Annotated in this window: 12 protein-coding genes and 4 tRNA genes; 2 read left to right on the forward strand and 14 right to left on the reverse strand. The window is 46.4% G+C overall.

The window, feature by feature from the left end:
- Positions 1–14: 14 nt before the first annotated feature.
- The 10 genes from RTJ53_RS10710 to gspN all read right to left on the reverse strand — a co-directional run bounded on the left by RTJ53_RS10710 (position 15) and on the right by gspN (position 8,689).
- On the reverse strand, positions 15–1,118 hold the full coding sequence (locus RTJ53_RS10710; RefSeq protein ID WP_312276928.1) for an RNA-guided endonuclease InsQ/TnpB family protein: 1,104 nt from the start codon (positions 1,116–1,118) through the stop codon (positions 15–17).
- 148 nt (positions 1,119–1,266) lie between these two features.
- Positions 1,267–2,457 (reverse strand): elongation factor Tu, encoded by a 1,191-nt coding sequence (gene tuf, locus RTJ53_RS10715; RefSeq protein ID WP_007117403.1) that lies wholly within the window; start codon positions 2,455–2,457, stop codon positions 1,267–1,269.
- 267 nt (positions 2,458–2,724) lie between these two features.
- Positions 2,725–2,799: transfer RNA gene (locus RTJ53_RS10720), tRNA-Thr, on the reverse strand.
- A gap of 20 nt (positions 2,800–2,819) precedes the next feature.
- Positions 2,820–2,893 (reverse strand) — tRNA-Gly (locus RTJ53_RS10725).
- 75 nt (positions 2,894–2,968) lie between these two features.
- A tRNA-Tyr gene (locus RTJ53_RS10730) sits at positions 2,969–3,052 on the reverse strand.
- 43 nt (positions 3,053–3,095) lie between these two features.
- Positions 3,096–3,171 (reverse strand) — tRNA-Thr (locus RTJ53_RS10735).
- 151 nt (positions 3,172–3,322) lie between these two features.
- A complete protein-coding gene (locus RTJ53_RS10740; RefSeq protein ID WP_219330823.1) occupies positions 3,323–4,225 on the reverse strand; it encodes an FHA domain-containing protein in 903 nt (300 codons plus the stop codon).
- Positions 4,226–4,288: 63 nt separating this feature from the next.
- Positions 4,289–6,745 carry a type II secretion system secretin GspD gene (gspD, locus tag RTJ53_RS10745; protein ID WP_257619935.1) on the reverse strand — a complete coding sequence of 819 codons (2,457 nt, stop codon included), beginning with the start codon at positions 6,743–6,745 and terminating at the stop codon, positions 4,289–4,291.
- 83 nt (positions 6,746–6,828) lie between these two features.
- The gene (locus tag RTJ53_RS10750) at positions 6,829–7,854 is read right to left on the reverse strand and encodes a type II secretion system protein N (protein ID WP_257619933.1); all 1,026 of its coding nucleotides are present in this window, start codon (positions 7,852–7,854) and stop codon (positions 6,829–6,831) included.
- A gap of 10 nt (positions 7,855–7,864) precedes the next feature.
- The gene (gspN, locus tag RTJ53_RS10755) at positions 7,865–8,689 is read right to left on the reverse strand and encodes a type II secretion system protein N (protein ID WP_219333702.1); all 825 of its coding nucleotides are present in this window, start codon (positions 8,687–8,689) and stop codon (positions 7,865–7,867) included.
- 386 nt (positions 8,690–9,075) lie between these two features.
- Here gspN and RTJ53_RS10760 point away from each other — a divergent pair, with 386 nt between their 5' ends.
- Positions 9,076–10,116 (forward strand): NADP(H)-dependent aldo-keto reductase, encoded by a 1,041-nt coding sequence (locus RTJ53_RS10760; RefSeq protein ID WP_312276929.1) that lies wholly within the window; start codon positions 9,076–9,078, stop codon positions 10,114–10,116.
- Between the two features lie 139 nt (positions 10,117–10,255).
- On the opposite strand, the gene ssb is transcribed toward RTJ53_RS10760, so the two are convergent.
- The 4 genes from ssb to RTJ53_RS10780 all read right to left on the reverse strand — a co-directional run bounded on the left by ssb (position 10,256) and on the right by RTJ53_RS10780 (position 14,216).
- Complete coding sequence (gene ssb, locus RTJ53_RS10765; protein ID WP_312276930.1) at positions 10,256–10,948, reverse strand: single-stranded DNA-binding protein; 693 nt, start codon at positions 10,946–10,948, stop codon at positions 10,256–10,258.
- Between the two features lie 137 nt (positions 10,949–11,085).
- Positions 11,086–12,450: an MFS transporter gene (locus tag RTJ53_RS10770; protein WP_312276931.1), complete on the reverse strand. Its 1,365-nt coding sequence runs from the start codon at positions 12,448–12,450 to the stop codon at positions 11,086–11,088.
- 165 nt (positions 12,451–12,615) lie between these two features.
- Positions 12,616–13,605, reverse strand: coding sequence for a hypothetical protein (locus RTJ53_RS10775; protein WP_312276932.1), 990 nt, complete (start codon positions 13,603–13,605; stop codon positions 12,616–12,618).
- A 113-nt stretch (positions 13,606–13,718) separates the two neighbouring features.
- Positions 13,719–14,216, reverse strand: a complete 498-nt coding sequence (locus RTJ53_RS10780) for a DUF1877 family protein (protein ID WP_312276933.1) — start codon at positions 14,214–14,216, stop codon at positions 13,719–13,721.
- Positions 14,217–14,374: 158 nt separating this feature from the next.
- Here RTJ53_RS10780 and uvrA point away from each other — a divergent pair, with 158 nt between their 5' ends.
- Positions 14,375–17,329, forward strand: coding sequence for an excinuclease ABC subunit UvrA (uvrA, locus tag RTJ53_RS10785; protein WP_312276934.1), 2,955 nt, complete (start codon positions 14,375–14,377; stop codon positions 17,327–17,329).
- Positions 17,330–17,468 lie beyond the last annotated feature (139 nt).

The following is a 17,468-nucleotide window of genomic DNA, read 5'->3' on the forward strand; positions in this document are numbered from 1 at the left end:
ACTTCCTCCCCTCCCTATCGTTCGGGGATTTCTTCTGCAAGACGGTCAAGCCCGACCGCAAGAATGTTCTGACTGGCATTGATATCTCTATCATGCCGTGTGCCACACTTAGCACAAGTCCATTCTCTTATTCGCAAACCTGCTCTACCTTTCGGACTACTGGACATATCACCACAGCACGAGCAAGTTTGGGTAGTGTATTTCTCATTCACGATTTCAAAACGGCAACCTGCGTTCTCGCATTTGTAGGTCAGTTGTCGTTTGAGTTCAAACCAACCTGCATCGTAAACCGATTTGGCTAGTTTGCCTTTTTTACTGTTAAATTGGGTGGTTTTAACATCGCCAACCACGATTAGGGCATTAGCCTTAACTAATTGGGCGGTGAATTTATGGATTAAGTCTTGGCGTGTGTTTTTGATTTTGGCATGGATAGCTTTTACACGTTGCTTGTTTTTGGCACGTTGGGCGGTGGCTAACGCTTTGGCATATTTGACCGTTTGCTTGATTTGTAGTTTGTCGCCATTTGAGGCGGTGGCACTGTCTTTTAAACCTAAATCTATGCCTACACTACCAGTTCCACAAGTGGTTTTAGGGTATTCTTTAACAGTGATACAGGCATACCAACGGTTACGGCTGTCTTGCACGACCTCAAGGGTGTTAATTTGGTATAGGCTAAGGTTGTAGCTATCCCATAGGTCAATGATTAGCTTTTGTCCTTTGGCTAGACTTAGTTGTAAGGTGGATTTTAAGCCTTTTTTACCAGTTTGATGCGTGGCAATATGTTTAATGGCAGATTGTTTAAAGGGTAGCCAACCTAAGCTTTTACGCTTTGATTTTGGATTGTTGGTTCGCCATGATAACTTAGCTTTTTTGAATTGTTTTCGGTTTTTGGCATGAGTTTCATTGATTGCTTGAATAGTCTGACTATGCAAACCTAACAGTTCACCGCTACCTTTGGTGTATTCGTTTAAATCGTAAGCTGAAAAGAATTTGCCAGTTTTTTGTAGGTGCTTATAACTCAAGTCATTAACATAGTTCCATACGAAATTAACCGAACCGCTTAACTTATTAAGCTGTGCTGTGTGCTTATCTCGTATGCGTAACTTGAGTGTTTTCATGGGTTTATTCTAGCATGTTTTATATTCTTTGTGCGTGAATATGGTTGCTTAAGCTGCCTTATATCCACCGCCTGAAGTCGGTGGTTTTACGGCAACGAAGCATAAAAAAAGAGCCACCGAAGTGACTCTTTTGTATGCTTACTAACGATTAGTCGTTAACTTTAGCAACAACACCCGCACCTACAGTACGGCCACCTTCACGGATTGCAAAGCGTAAGCCTTGGTCCATTGCGATTGGGTGGATTAGCTCTACGTTCATTTCAACGTTATCGCCAGGCATTACCATCTCTGTACCTTCTGGTAATTGGATTGCGCCAGTTACGTCAGTAGTACGGAAGTAGAATTGTGGACGGTAACCATTTAGGAATGGAGTGTGACGACCACCTTCTTCTTTTGATAGTACGTATACTTCTGCGTCAAATTTGGTGTGTGGTTTGATTGAACCTGGTTTAGCCAATACTTGACCACGTTGTACGTCTTCACGTTTGGTACCACGTAGTAGTACACCACAGTTCTCGCCTGCACGACCTTCGTCTAGCAGTTTACGGAACATTTCAACGCCAGTACAGGTGGTTTTTGCGGTTGGTTTGATACCAACGATTTCAATTTCTTCACCAACTTTGATGACGCCTGATTCTACACGGCCTGTTACTACGGTACCACGACCAGAGATTGAGAATACGTCTTCAATTGGCATCAAGAATGGTTTGTCAATCGCACGTTCTGGTTCTGGGATGTAGCTGTCTAGGGTGTCAAGTAGTTCTAGTACGGCTGGTTCACCGTATTTGCCTTCGCCGCCGTTTAGGGCTTCTAGGGCAGAACCTTTGATGATTGGGGTGTCATCGCCAGGGAAGTCGTAGCTTGATAGTAGTTCACGTACTTCCATTTCGACAAGTTCTAGTAGTTCTTCGTCATCAACCATGTCACATTTGTTCATGAATACCATGATGTATGGTACACCTACTTGGCGTGATAGTAGGATGTGTTCACGGGTTTGTGGCATTGGGCCGTCAGTGGCTGATACAACTAGGATAGCGCCGTCCATCTGTGCTGCACCGGTGATCATGTTTTTAACATAGTCAGCATGGCCAGGACAGTCTACGTGTGCGTAGTGACGTGCTTGGGTGTCATATTCAATGTGTGAGGTGTTGATGGTGATACCACGGGCTTTTTCTTCAGGGGCTGAGTCAATTGACGCGTAGTCTTTGGCTTCACCACCGTTGTGTTTTGCTGCTACAGTCGCAATCGCAGCTGTTAGGGTTGTTTTACCATGGTCAACGTGTCCAATGGTGCCTACGTTAACGTGTGGTTTAGTACGTTCAAACTTGGCCTTTGCCATAATTTAATCCTCTGATCATTGTTAAACTGTTAGCAATACCCTAGCTCAAAGCTATAAACCAACTGGTGTATCTGTATTGCCAGTGCTGGTGTTGCCAATTTGAGTGTTGCTAGGTCACTAAAATAGCAAATTTAACATAAATTTCAAGTTTTTTCCATAGCCTTCATCTTTATGGTCAAACTTTTTTGTTATTGCTAAAACAAAAGGCAACACATCTGTGCTGCCTCAACTATTTTTTGGTTTATCTCAATGTATTTTCTATAAAACTGGAGCTCATACCGAGAGTTGAACTCGGGACCTCTCCCTTACCAAGGGAGTGCTCTACCTCTGAGCTATATGAGCAAAACTTTGGTTTAGAATAATGGAGCGGGTGGCGGGAATCGAACCCGCACCATCAGCTTGGAAGGCTGAGGTTCTACCACTAAACTACACCCGCAATGCGACCCGCCCAAGCATACTGGACTTACTGTTAACGTGATTAGGGAATATTCAGATAACAATAGCAGGCAAATGGTGGTGGGGGAAGGATTCGAACCTTCGAAGCTCTCGCAACGGATTTACAGTCCGTCCCCTTTGACCGCTCGGGAACCCCACCATAGTTGTCTTTCAAGGTACGCTTAACACGATGTGTTAAAGGATGGTGCCGGCTGCCGGAGTCGAACTGGCGACCTACTGATTACAAGTCAGTTGCTCTACCAACTGAGCTAAGCCGGCGTATCGCTTGAAAGTGGTGAGCATTTTAGCAAATATTTTTAATCTTGCAAGCGTTTTTTTAGTTTTTTTTCATTTTTTTTGCTAAAACGAAAATTTAATGATTCAAATCTGCATTTTGGGCGCCTTGCGCCGCTTATTTGCTACCTAAACCCTAATACATCAACAACACTGATGCAATAATCAGCGCAATGATTACCACAATCATGATTGCGACTGTGGCGTTTTTCTTTGCCGCAGGTTTTGTTGGCGCAGTCTCCATTGCCGCATGGTTCATTGGCGCAGGTTGCATCGCATCAGCGTCTACTGTGCTCACTGGCGATGGTTGCGCTGGCTGAACGGCTGAGACCTGAACCGATGGGACAACGGGCTGTGATGGTACTGGCACTGCCTCAGTGACGACAGGCGGCTGAGATGGTGTATTAAGTATTGGCGATGGTGAGTTATCAACGCTTGCTACATCCACTGTTGTCGGTGTAGAGGGTAAGGATTTTGCGACGTGAGTGTTGCTCAGCTGCTCGCTAGGTAAAAAATCTTGCGTGGTAACGACATCTATCACAGGCGCGGTGTTGGATTCAGCGTTCGGTGATATGGGCTCAACCGATTTATCCAACTCAGTTTGGGTATGAATGTCAGTGGTGGGTGTGAAATTCTCAATATCTTGTAAACCATCGAGAAAACTAGCATCGTCCAGTGCATCGACTGGGGCATTTACCACCAAAAATACCAAGTCAGCAAAGGCAAGTTCATCGGTGGCTTGCAAAGCATGGGCGTCTGTACTGATACGCTCACCATTGATAAAGGTACCATTGCTTGAGCCTAGGTCTTGCACATACAGCTGCTCACCAATACGGTTAATCTTGGCGTGTTGGCGAGAGATTTGTGAGGTTGCTAATACCAAATCATTGCTATCACTACGCCCGATGCTTAAGCTTTTATCAATATCAATGGTTAAATCCGCCAACGCTGGTGACAGCCCAATAAGTTGCCATAAAGTGCCTTGCCAGTTGTCGGTAAGGTTCATCGTATTCACTGCATTAGTTTGCTGATTGTCCATGCAAGTCTCCTACTCCTAATGGGTATTTAATAGTATCATTATGCTTGGCATTATGGGACATTTTTAGGGATTTGTCACGGTGATGGTCTGCACCGCAGGCGGGGTCGCAATCACCACAGGCGTTTGCGCTATTTTTGCGCTCTGCCCTGTCTGCCCTGTAGATTGGGTGACGGTAGATTGGGTAATGGGCGCTTGGGTGATGGTCGCTTGAGTAACGGTACTGTTCGCTTGGCGACTCACGCTTGTGGTCGATGAACTGCCTGTGCGAGACACATTTGCTGACACGGGCGTGACGATATCGACACCATTGGCATACACTCTTGGGGTGTTTGATAAGCTTTGCTCGGCTGGGGTAACCAAGTCGTCTGTTGGCAATTTGACGCCATTTTGCACCGTACTGGTATTGGGGAACATGGCGTTGACGTTGAGCGGGATTTGTTTGAGCGTACCGTTTTTATCAATTACCAGTTGCATGGTACGAATACCGTCTAAGCTTTTTTCGGTCACGCTTGCCACCGCGCTACCATTACGCAAAATGGTCGGCTGTAAAAAGACAATCAGATTGGTTTTGTCCGAGTTTTTGCTTTTTGAGCGAAATAAATTACCAAGAATCGGCGCATCACCCAATCCTGGGACTTTTTGCTGACCATAGGTGCTGTTATCCCGCATCAACCCACCCAATGCCACGGTTTGTTGGTTATCCGCTAAAATAGTGGTTTTGATTAAATTCTTGTTGGTGACGACACCGCTCACGTTATTGAGGGTACCGTCGACAATGGAGGACACTTCCTGCGAAATCTCAAGTCGCACTGAGCCATTATCACCAATATGCGGAATGACATTGAGATTGATACCGACATCTTGACGGCTCACGGTCTGAAACGGCGTGGTTGAGGAGTTACTTGCCGTGGTATAAGAGCCGGTCACAAATGGCACGTTCTGCCCTACCAAAATATTGGCTTTTTCGTTATCCAACGTCAAAATAGAGGGCATGGATAACAGATTGGCATTGTTGGTTTTATTGATGGCTTGCAAAATCGCGCCATAAAACTCACGATTACCGTTACTATCGGTTTTACTAGTACCAATCCCCAATAGCGCGCCTGCCACGGAGGCTGCCGCCGTACCTGGGGTTTTCCTTAATATCTCAGATGCCAGACCTACTGCAGATGCACCGATGTTATTAAAGTTAATCACCCCTACGCCGCTATTGGCATTGCCCATTGCCCATTGCACGCCAAGTTGCTGGGTATCATTGCCTGAGATTTCCATAATCGCCGCTTGAATCAACACTTGGTCACGGCGGGTATCTAGCTCATTAATAGCGTTTTCGATTTCTACCATTAACTCTGGGTTAGCATTGACGATGACGGAGTTTTGGGTTTGGTCAGCGATAATACTAAAAGGTCGACCTTGATAGCCGTTGTTTTGCGCAGTCGTTGTGTTGCTAGTGGAGGAGGTATTAAGCGGCGAGCCTGTCGGTGACGCTGCAGTATTGGCGGTCGTCGCTGCGCTGTTATTACTGGTATCGCTACTAGATTGAAACATTGAGCTTGCTTGCAAGGTGGTTTGGTCACCTGAGCTATTGATGGATTGATAGGCAAGCAGTCCGCGTAGCATTTCTGCAATATGGGTGGCACTGGCATATTTTAGACGAAACACGCGAAGCCCACTGAGACGTTGTGTCGGCACGGTGTCTAACTGCTCTACCATTCGCTGTACTTTGGCTGTCATCTCGGCACTACCTTTGACGAGCAGCCTATCAGAAATCGGGTCGGCAATGATATTGATCAGGCTGCCACCGGTTGATGCCACAGCAGGTTGTCCTGATTGACCCGCAGCAGCTGGCGCTGTACCACCGCCCGTACCTGTCAGCGAGCTTAATAAATCCATCATGCGCTTGGCATCGACATGACGCAGCGGAATAATGGTCAGCTTGTCATTCATATTGCTATCAAGATCGCTAATCAATTTTGCGTATTGATTAAGGCTGTCGGCGCGGTCAGAGAGGATAATCGCATTGACATTTGGCACCACAGCGGCATTGGCATACGGCGGCATCATCGGACGGATGACGTTTAAGATGTCATTGGCATTGGTATTGGTGAGATAATAGATGCGGGTCGCCATTTGACTGCCTGCGGTATTACCCCGTAAGTCCACATCCACCCCTGCTTGCTTGGCAACGGTATCAGGGACCAGCTCTGTGGTCAGCCCGCGATCAATCGCTACAATGCCATTGACTTTCATCACGGCTAAAAACAAGTCATACACTTCTTGACGGGATAAGGGTTTATTTGAAATCACCGTCACATTGCCATTAATGCGTGGGTCTAGCACAAAGTTCTTTTGCGTGATGGTGGCAATTTGGTCGATAAACGCCTTGATATCGGCGTCTTGCAAATGCACTTTATAGCCAGTGGCTGCATGGGCAGCTGACAGACCACTGCTAAGCAAACTGATACTCATAGCCAGTGTCGTGCTCAAAAATAGTGGCTTTAGCATGGTTGGGTATTTCATAATTTACCTTATCAATTTTTAACGCATATCACCGACTTGTGTCTCACGTAGCGATGACGTCTGTAACTTTTTACTATCTTTTATCAAAATGACTGGCGTACTGTCACGACTTGGTCACCGCGCTGAACTTGGATTTGCGCTTGTCCTGCTTGTTGCACTTGACGTAGTAGCTGGGCATCTTGCGTTGGGTTTTGACCCACGTTTTGTCCATTGACGGAGAGGACTTTATCCCCTGTTTGTAGCCCCAATCGGTTTTTTAGTCCTGCGGACATCGCATCGGTCACCAAATAGCCTTGCCCTGTCGCTGCCACACCCATTTGGCTTAGATACCCTGAGGCATTTTGCTGCAGCCCTTGAATCGCCCCGCCAATGGCTGACGATGCACCGCTTGGCGAGGTATTGGCACCATTTGACGTCGCCATAGTGGGCGCAGAATCCTCTCGATCATGGGGATCGCCTGTAGCCACTGGCGCGCCGCCAATCGCTTGTGGCGCAGCGCCGCCTAAGCTCGGTGTCGGGGTTTGTCCCATATTTGAGCCATTACCCACGCCTCCCGCACCATTAGCTTGCGCTTTTGCTCTGATAGCCTCGCTTTGGTCAAGAAAAAATGGTTGCCCAAATGGCACTTTACTGGTTTGACCACTGGCATCTGCCACTATTACAAAATCGGCTGCGACTTTGACCAGTTTATAACCACTGCCGTCAATCATGTCGTTGATACGATAGCTTAAGGTTTTACCATTGGCGGTCAAAATTGCATACGATTGACTCTTTGGGGTGGCAATGGTCACGCCCACCACTTTAATATCTGGGGGTGTCGCTGCCGGCGCTTGCGGGGCAATTGGCTGCGCAAAAAAATCCAACGCATTGCTATTGGCAGATTGCGCGACCAAGTTCGGCTGTAAGGGGATTGGGGTGAGTGCGGGTGCTTTGGGCGGTGCAACCACCAGCCAAATTGCTTGGCTTAATTGCCACACCAACCAAAAAATAGCTGCCAATAGCAACCAAGGATACAGTTTTTCTACCACCGCCATCGGCACAAATTTACCAGTCGCCGTTCTACGGCTTAACGAGGGACGCTGGGTGGCTTTTATCATATCTGCTATCATCGCTACGTCTCTAATTACCCATACTGGTCAAAGGTTGGCGAATGGACACCACCACACTGTCATCAGCCCCTTTGCCTTGGTACGCTGGCATATTTTTGAGCAGCCGCTGGGTCAATGACACATCTATCATATTATCTTGGTCAAGATAAAAATCCCCCAATCGCTCGGCTCGCGGTGTAGTAAGGGCTAAATGCAAGCTTTTACCTTGCGCTGTCTTGTTGCTATTATTAATACCATTGGCGTTGGCTATTGGCTGCACACTTGCTTTATCTGCACTGAGAGTGGCTTGCATGGTGGGGAGTTTAATCAGGTAGGTTTTGCCGCCTGTGGGATACCCCAAATCGCCACCTGCCCAATTCATACTGCCTTTGGCGGTTTGATAACCTTGCTTATTTTTTTCAATCGACACTTCTTTGATGGTAATCGGTGTGTCGGGTAATTGCCAACTGACCAACTGCGCCAATGTGTCATGGCTGATTTTGCCGTTGAAATCATTGGCTTGCCAGCTAGTTTTATTGAATTTGACCACACCTTGCAAGTCGGTTTTGCCAGAGCGGATATCAACCGCTAGACCCACTTTGCCCATCAATAAATGCCACGGCTGCCAGCGCCAATCGACACTACCCGCCAGCGGCGTATTGGGGCGCGCATTGATTTGCCAATTGGCTTGACCTTGCCAAAGGTTGCCGGATATTTGCTGCAAGTAAGGGTTGTTTGGGGCAAATTTTTGCAGTAACCACGCGGCAGGTAGCTGAATCACCAAGCTTAAGCAAAGCAAAACTAGACCTACCAGCCACCATAGTTTTGTCGGACGTAATGAATTGACACTTGCCAAACTTGAATACCTTTTACAATGATTTTTGACACCAATATTTTTGACATCAATAAAGTGACACAATCCACAAGCAGATTAATCAACAATCAAATAATTCATGCAGGATAAAAATTGCCATTAGCGCAAAAAATTTTGAACCCACTCTGCGCCAACACTCGAATATTTTTCTAACTAAAATGAAACGCTTTATCATAACTGATTTTTATTGCGTTGTAATGTCAATCCATAAAAAATCAAAATTTTGTCCGCCTTATTTTGGGTGAATTGTTTATTGCGGCTGCCTGCCGCACTCACTACAATTTGCAACCGACTTTATCACCATGAGTTTGCTACAATCACTTCACCAAGCTGGTTAAAACTATAATGCAAAACACAAGGAAAATAGCATGCAATTTGATACATTGCCACAACTGGGCGATAGCGTCTCCAAAATTTGCTTAGGCACGATGACCTGGGGACAGCAAAACAGCGAGCAAGATGCCCATGAACAAATGGATTATGCCCTTGCCCAAGGTGTGAACTTTTGGGATACCGCAGAGATGTATCCGTCACCCCCTGATAAAGACAAACAGGGTGATACGGAGCGCTTTATCGGTGGCTGGTTTGCCAAGACAGGCAAGCGAAATGATGTGGTATTGGCGAGTAAAATCTCTCGCAATGACTTTTTGCGCGATGGCAATACCAAGTTTGATAAAAAAACCATTCGTGAGGCATTAGACAGCAATCTACAGCGTTTGCAAACCGACCATATCGATATTTATCAGCTACACTGGCCAGAGCGTCAGACCAACTTTTTTGGTCAACGCGGCTATACAGAAAGTATGGCGCAGCAAGACACCAAAGAATTGACGCCATTTTTGGAAACCATCGAAGCACTCAATGATGAAATCACCAAAGGTCGAATCCGTGCTTATGGGTTATCCAATGATACCCCTTGGGGCGTCATGCGCTACTTAGCAGAAGCCGATAAACATGGGCTTGCTAGACCTATCACCATACAAAATCCATATAGTTTACTCAATCGCTTGTATGAAGTGGGACTGGCAGAAATCAGTCACCGCGAGCAAATTGGGCTACTTGCCTATTCACCGCTAGCATTTGGCGTGTTATCAGGCAAATATTTGGGAGGTAACAAGCCTGCCAACAGCCGCTTAAGCCTTTATAGCCATTTTACTCGTTATTTGAATGAGCAAGCGCAACAAGCCACCAAAGCCTATGCCGAGGTCGCCAAAAAACATAATCTAGATATGGCACAAATGGCACTGGCGTTTGTCAATAGCCGCTCGTTTGTGACTGCCAACATCATTGGGGCAACCACTATTGAGCAGCTAGCCAGCAATATCGCGTCCGTAGACTTGGTATTATCCCAAGAGGTATTGGCTGATATCGAAGCGGTGCAGACCTTATACCCGAACCCTGCACCTTAAACCCTGTAACTTAAATCTGCATCTTAGACGCTGCAACTTACTAGCAGGCTACGATCAGAAAAAAAGGCATAAAAAATCCTTGCGACAGTGTGACTGTGCAAGGATTTTTTTAAACCTAGTAAAAATTAAAATATTTAAGTTATATAATTCCAACTAGTTCATTTGATATATAGATGAACGGGATATCATCATCAACTGCGCCTGGTTTTGGCATTGCCATGGCTGGATTTTGTTGGGGATTTTGAGCAGGCGGATTATTTCCTGTATTTGCCCCTTGTGGCGCTTGATTGCCATTCATAAATGGATTATTGCCAAATCCTGCATTTTGACCCGCTTGTGGCGCAGCCTGGGCATTATTTTGGTTTGGATAGCCACCAAAATGATTAGGTGCTTGGTTGCCACCTTGGTTGTAGCCAACTTGATTATAACCACCTTGGGGCTGGTTTTGGTAGGTTGTGCCTGCAGTGTTGTTATTAGGAATACCGCCTTGAACGCCGCCTGCTGTACCGAGCATTTGCATTTGGTCGGCACGAATCTCTGTGGCATAACGCTCTACGCCATTTTGGTCGGTGTATTTACTGGTGCGAAGGCTACCTTCGATATAGACTTGGCTACCTTTACGTAGATATTGCGCTGCAATTTCACCAAGTTTATTAAACAATGAAATACGGTGCCATTCGGTTTGCTCACGGCGCTCACCTGTTTGTTTGTCGTTCCACTGCTCACTTGTCGCCACGGCGATACGCGTCACGCTACCGCCATTGGCAAATTGTTTGACTTCAGGATCTGAACCAAGGTTGCCTACAATGATTACTTTATTTACGCCGCGCATAGAATTTCCTTGATAACTTTTTTGATGATTTTTTTGATAACTTTCTTGATGAATTTCTCAATAACGCTATAGTGTTTTTAGCCAAATCTTTGCGGATTTAGCGCAAGTACAATGCCATTACTTTACTAAACTTTGCATCAAATTGCTAGCGTCTGACCGGTAAGATGTGACAAATGCTGTCGCGTGTCATCGGTCAATTTTTCTTTATCCAGTTTGAGATAAGCAATGTTTTCTTTTGGCATCATCACTATTTCATCTACGCCGTCAATCGCCAAAATTTGCTGTGACCATGCAGTCGTGTCAATACCTGTTGGCAGGGTAATCGTTAGGCTGGTCAAATACGGTGGGGATGCAATCGGCAGGATAAAAAATAACGCAATGACGGTCACGATGGCGAGCACCGTCCACGACAACCACATCGGTTTGGTCAGCAAAATACCGCCCATGGCACCGCCCACAAAAGCACCCAAAAACTGTGCAGATGAATTAATACCCATTGCCGTCGCTTTGTTGGCAACGGGCGCGCGTTTGGAAATCCAAGACGGAATGGTCGCCTCAAGGCTATTAAAGCCGATGTAATAAACCGCAAGCCCAATAATTAAACCCACGATGGTCTGACTAGCCACCGCCAAAAATACCAATCCCGCCACCAAGGTCGCTAAAGACGCCAAAAACACAGCGCGCATTTGCCGTTTTTTTTCTGCGATGATAATCAATGGAACCGCAATAATAAAACCCAATAACAGTAGCGGCAAATACACAAAACCTTGCTGCGCCACCGTCAAGCCGAGCACATCATGAAACTGGTGCGGCAATAAGGTAAACATCGCTGTCATTGACAGATGCAGCGAAAAAATCGCCAAATGCAACCGGTTGATATCGCCAATTCTTAATACTTCAGCAAACTGTGCTTTAACTGAGTGATTATTGAGATTGTGCTTTAGTACCCGATTTGGGGTGGGCACGATCCACAGTAAGCCAATGGCGAAAATAGCGGACGCCACTGTCACCCAAAACAAGCCTGAGATATCGAGCACATGCGTCAAAATCGGACCGAGCCCAAATGCGACCATCACCGACATGGCAATGGTCAGCCCCATGGTTGCCATCGCTTTGGTACGATGCTCTTCACGGGTCACATCCGCGAGTAGTGCCATCACCACCGCTGAAACCGCGCCACTGCCTGCAATCAAACGCCCCAATATCACCATATAAATATCTGTTGATAAGGCGCAAATCGCTCCCCCGAGCGCAAACACCAATAACCCTGCAATGATAATCGGTTTACGCGGATATTTGTCCGCCAAAAAACTCATGGGAATCTGAAAAATCGCCTGCCCTAAGCCATAGATACCAATCGCCAATCCAATCAAAAACGGCGTGGCGTGTGCATATTGCGTCCCATACACTGCAAACACAGGCACAATCATGAATAGTCCGAGCATGCGCAAGGCAAAGATACCGCCCAATCCTGCAATTGCTTTCTTTTCGGATGCATTCATGGAGGGGTTATGACTTATATTTCTCGACGTTGATTTTACTGACATGGTGGCTCACAAAATTTTGCCAAAAACGGCTTATTATATGCCTAATTTTTATCACAGAGAATTTATTGGCAATAAAAATTATTTTAGCCTTATTTTTTCGGCTTTAGTGTTTCAGCCCCATTATTTTAGCATTGCGTAAGCGGTTACCATGATGGCTAAAATCACCGCGATAGCAATCATCAGCCACGTCACATTTTTTTGGTTGTCAAAAAATCCTTGCGGTGACTGTCTGATAGATGATGATTTTGGGGTAGCCACTAGCGCGCCCTCTAACGGGCTATGCTTCACTTGGGTAGCGATTTTTTGCTGTTTTTGCGCTTTTTTGGCTTCAAATTGCTGTTGGCGTTGTTGCTTTTGTGCCAATTTTTGCTGTTTGGCTTGTTGTTGTAGTTGGCGCTGTTCTTCAAGCTTAGCCTGTTTTTGTCGCGCTTGTTCGGCAAGTTCTGCTTGTTTACGCGCCGCCTCTTCGATGGCTAACTGCTCAGTTTGCTGCTGCTCGCGAAGCTGTTTATCGCTATAGCGCGCGTGAAAATCATCCATCACGGCGTTATCAATTTCGCTTAGGGTAAAAGGCATTTCATTAATTACTTCAAGCGCGTCATGTACATCGACGTCGTACACGCCCGAGGCTTTGGTGGTTTTGCCATCGGCAGAGAGTTTTCTGGGTACTTGGTAATCAGCAAGGCGCTGCTGCAAGTGGTTTTCCATTTGTCCGATGGAGTCGGTGCGACCTATCATCGCTAATGCCCAATCGTTGATTTCGGCATGATTTTCGCTATTTAATTGCTGGATGATATCGCTCGCGTTTTCAACGAGGCTGATTTTGGCAAGCAGCTGACTGGGTGATACGGCGATATAGACCTCCCCTGGGGTGGCTTGGCGTTTGAGCGATGCGATGGCTTGGGGGTTGCATTGTAGGCAGTTGGCTTGTTTGTTTTTGAGGGTGTGACCTTTTGGGCAGGGTGGTACACCGTAGGCAACGAGCGCGCCATTTTCTTTCATTTTGGCTTTGTATTCTTTGCTCGATAGTCCGCTGGCGTCAAAGGTTTTGTCCATTGGAATATGGTGGCTTTTTAAGAAGTCGGTTTGTTCTTGGGTTAACGTTGCCATGTTGTTTTCTCAAATTCTTATTTTTTCCTTTGGTAAAGTATAGCAAGGTTTGAGAAATTTATAAAAATTAAAAAAGTTGCTCAATTTAACGGTAATTTTATGCTTTCTTTGAATTATCCAAAACTTGCCCAAACTGCATAGTTTAACTCAGCACATTTGGCATAAAACTCTCTTAATTCTTCAAAACACTCAGCTAGCCAATCATATGCTTCAAATATATAGGGATCATTATGGACATACTTTTCTATATGAAGTTGATATAGACTTTTAAAGTCTACAGTGTTTAAAACCTGTGAAATTTGCTGAACTCTTTTATTATCATTAAAAGCACCACTGTGACAATCCCACCACCAGACATCATCACCCCATTCACTATTATCACCCCACATAAAGTATTGCCCTGCAACAGCGTTACTATAAATATTATTCTCGGTTGGCTCTGTCAGCCCTTGTGTTAAGATTTCATGTAACCGATACCACGCCTTGCCAATTTCACATTGAACTGTTGGCTCGTCAGATAACGCTATTTCTTCAATCGGTTGTTGAACATCTGCACGAATAGCATCTAAATCTCTCTGTGGCAAACCTTTGTAAAAAGCCCAAACACCCATTACTTATCACTTTTAACTAAAATTTCTTTTATTTGAACACAAACTTTTCTTTTTAACAAGCCAAGTAAAAAACTTGAAACCACCCCATTTCTACCCCATTAAAACCCCATCTTTTTACCCAAATTTCCCACTCAAAAACACACAATAAGAAGCTCAATATGGCACAGCACGACGCAATCAAAATCCGTGGCGCACGCACCCACAACCTCAAAAACATCGACATCGATATTCCCCGTGACAAACTCGTCGTCATCACAGGTTTATCAGGCTCGGGCAAATCTAGCCTAGCCTTTGACACCCTATACGCCGAAGGACAACGCCGCTACGTCGAGAGCCTGTCTGCCTACGCTCGCCAGTTTTTATCACAAATGGAAAAGCCCGAAGTCGATAGTATCGAAGGGCTGTCACCTGCCATCGCCATCGAGCAAAAATCCACCAACCATAACCCCCGCTCCACGGTGGGTACCATTACCGAGATTTATGACTATTTGCGTCTGCTGTATGCCCGTGTTGGTACGCCCATGTGCCCTGAACACCACCTGCCGATGGTCGCGCAAACCGTCACCGAAATGGTCGATACCGTCATGGCATTGCCTGAAGACACCAAGTTGATGATTCTCGCGCGCGTCGTCGATGACCGCAAAGGCGAGCATATCCAGTTGATGGAACAGCTAAAAGGACAAGGCTTTGTGCGGCTGCGGGTCGATGGCGAGATTTATGACATTGACGATGTGCCACCGCTTGCCAAAACTTTTAAACACACCATTGATGTGGTGGTTGACCGTTTCAAAGTGCGGGATGACTTGGGTAATCGGGTTGCCGAAAGTTTGGAGACCGCCTTACGACTGGGTAGCGACATTGCCATCTTGCATGACATGGACGCTGAGTTTGAGGATAAAATTTTGTCCGCCAAACATAGCTGCCCTGTCTGCGATCGCTCGGTTGCTGAGCTTGAACCAAAATTGTTTAGTTTTAACAACCCCTATGGCGCGTGCCCCGTGTGTGATGGCTTGGGCAAACGCCAATATTTTGCTGCCGAAAAAATCATCGGGCATCCTGAAAAATCGCTCAACCAAGGGGCGATTCAAGGCTGGGATAAACGCCACGCCTACTATTTTGGCTTGCTGACCACGGTTGCCGAGCATTACGGTATTGATATGGAAGCGCCGTGGCAACAACTGGATAAAAAGCATAAAGATGTCATTTTACAGGGCTCTGGTAAAGACAAAATGACTTTTAACTTTGTTGATGAACGGGGGCGCAAATCCACCAAAACCGTGCCATTTGAAGGGGTGTTGCCGTATATGGAGCGTCGTTACCGCACCACGCAAAGCAACATCGTGCGAGATGAGCTTGCCAAATACCTTGCTGATGCCACCTGCGATGCCTGTCACGGCTCACGCTTAAACGAAATCGCTCGCCATGTCGAAGTCAGCGACCGTACCGTTGCCGAAATGGTCAAGCTATCGATTGGCGAAGCGATGGCATATTACGAGCAATTAAAACTCGAGGGCGCAAAAGGCGAAATCGCCGCCAAAATTATCAAAGAAATCCGTGAGCGGTTGGAATTTTTGGTGAGTGTGGGCTTGGATTATCTTACCCTTGCCCGCTCTGCCGAAACCCTATCGGGCGGTGAAGCTCAGCGGATACGCCTTGCTAGCCAAATCGGGGCAGGCTTGATGGGCGTTATGTATGTACTCGACGAGCCATCAATCGGCTTGCACCAACGTGACAATGACCGACTGCTGCAAACGTTGACTCGCTTGCGTGATTTGGGCAATACCGTGATTGTCGTCGAGCATGACGAAGATGCCATTCGCCTAGCCGACCATATCATCGATGTGGGTGTGGGGGCTGGGGTACATGGTGGCAGTATCATTGCAGAAGGGACGGCAAAAGACATTGCCAAAAATCCCGAATCATTGACGGGGCAATATTTATCGGGTAAAAAGAAAATCGCAGTGCCAACCGTGCGTCACCGAGCCAAAGTCGCTAATGACGATAAATATGAAAAAATGCAAGATTCCGCCATTCCGTTAACCAAAAACCAAGCGAAAAAAGCGGAAAGCGAGAAGAAAGAAAAAGCCAAAAAGGGTAAAGTCGAAGCCAAACCCTTGATGCTGACTTTAACAGGGGCAAAAGGTAACAACCTTAAAAACGTAACCTTAAACTTGCCGATTGGGGTGTTTACCGCCATCACAGGCGTGTCGGGTTCGGGTAAATCGACCTTAATCAATCGCACCTTATTGCCACTAGCGACCACGCAGCTCAATAATGCCACCACGCATGTTGCCGAAGAGTTTGACAGTATCACTGGGCTAGAACATCTGGATAAAGTCGTCGATATCGACCAAAGCCCGATTGGGCGTACCCCACGCTCCAATCCTGCGACCTATACGGGCGTATTTAGTCCGATTCGTGACCTATTCGCCCAAGTGCCTGAGTCCAAAGCTCGTGGCTATCAAGCAGGACGCTTTAGTTTCAACGTGAAAGGCGGGCGCTGTGAAACCTGCCAAGGCGATGGTTTGATTAAGGTTGAGATGCACTTTTTGCCTGATATGTATGTGCCTTGCGATGCGTGTCAAGGCAAACGCTACAACCGTGAAACCCTTGAAATCACCTATAAAGGTAAAAATATCAATGATGTGCTCAATATGACGGTGGAAGATGCCGCAGAATTTTTTGAGGCGATTCCGGCAATTTACCGCCGTTTGCAAGCCCTACAAGAAGTCGGCTTGGGTTATATTCGTTTGGGTCAGTCTGCACCAACCTTGTCGGGTGGTGAGGCGCAACGGGTGAAACTTGCCAAAGAGCTGTCCAAACGTGATACCGGTCAGACCTTGTATGTGCTCGATGAGCCGACGACAGGTTTGCATTTCCATGATATCGCCAAGCTCTTAGACATCTTGCATACGCTGCGTGACCGAGGCAATACCGTGGTGGTGATTGAGCATAATCTCGATGTGATTAAGACAGCTGATTGGATTGTCGATTTGGGTCCTGAAGGCGGTTCGGGCGGTGGTGAGATTATCGCTGAGGGCACGCCAGAGGAGGTAGCAGAAAATGAACGCTCACACACAGGGCGATTCTTAAAGCCGATGTTGCAAGCCTAAGTTTGTTACCAGCGTAGGTTTGTTAGAGGCATAAATTTAGCAATAAGGGTTGGTACGTTGTCGTCTAACCCTTTTTTTAACCAATCATCGCTCTATGACTTGCTGTTCATTGATAATACTTTACATTTCGCCCCAGTAT

Origin of the sequence: Moraxella sp. CTOTU46711 (assembly GCF_031975715.1) — a bacterium.
Taxonomy (GTDB): Bacteria; Pseudomonadota; Gammaproteobacteria; order Pseudomonadales; family Moraxellaceae; genus Faucicola.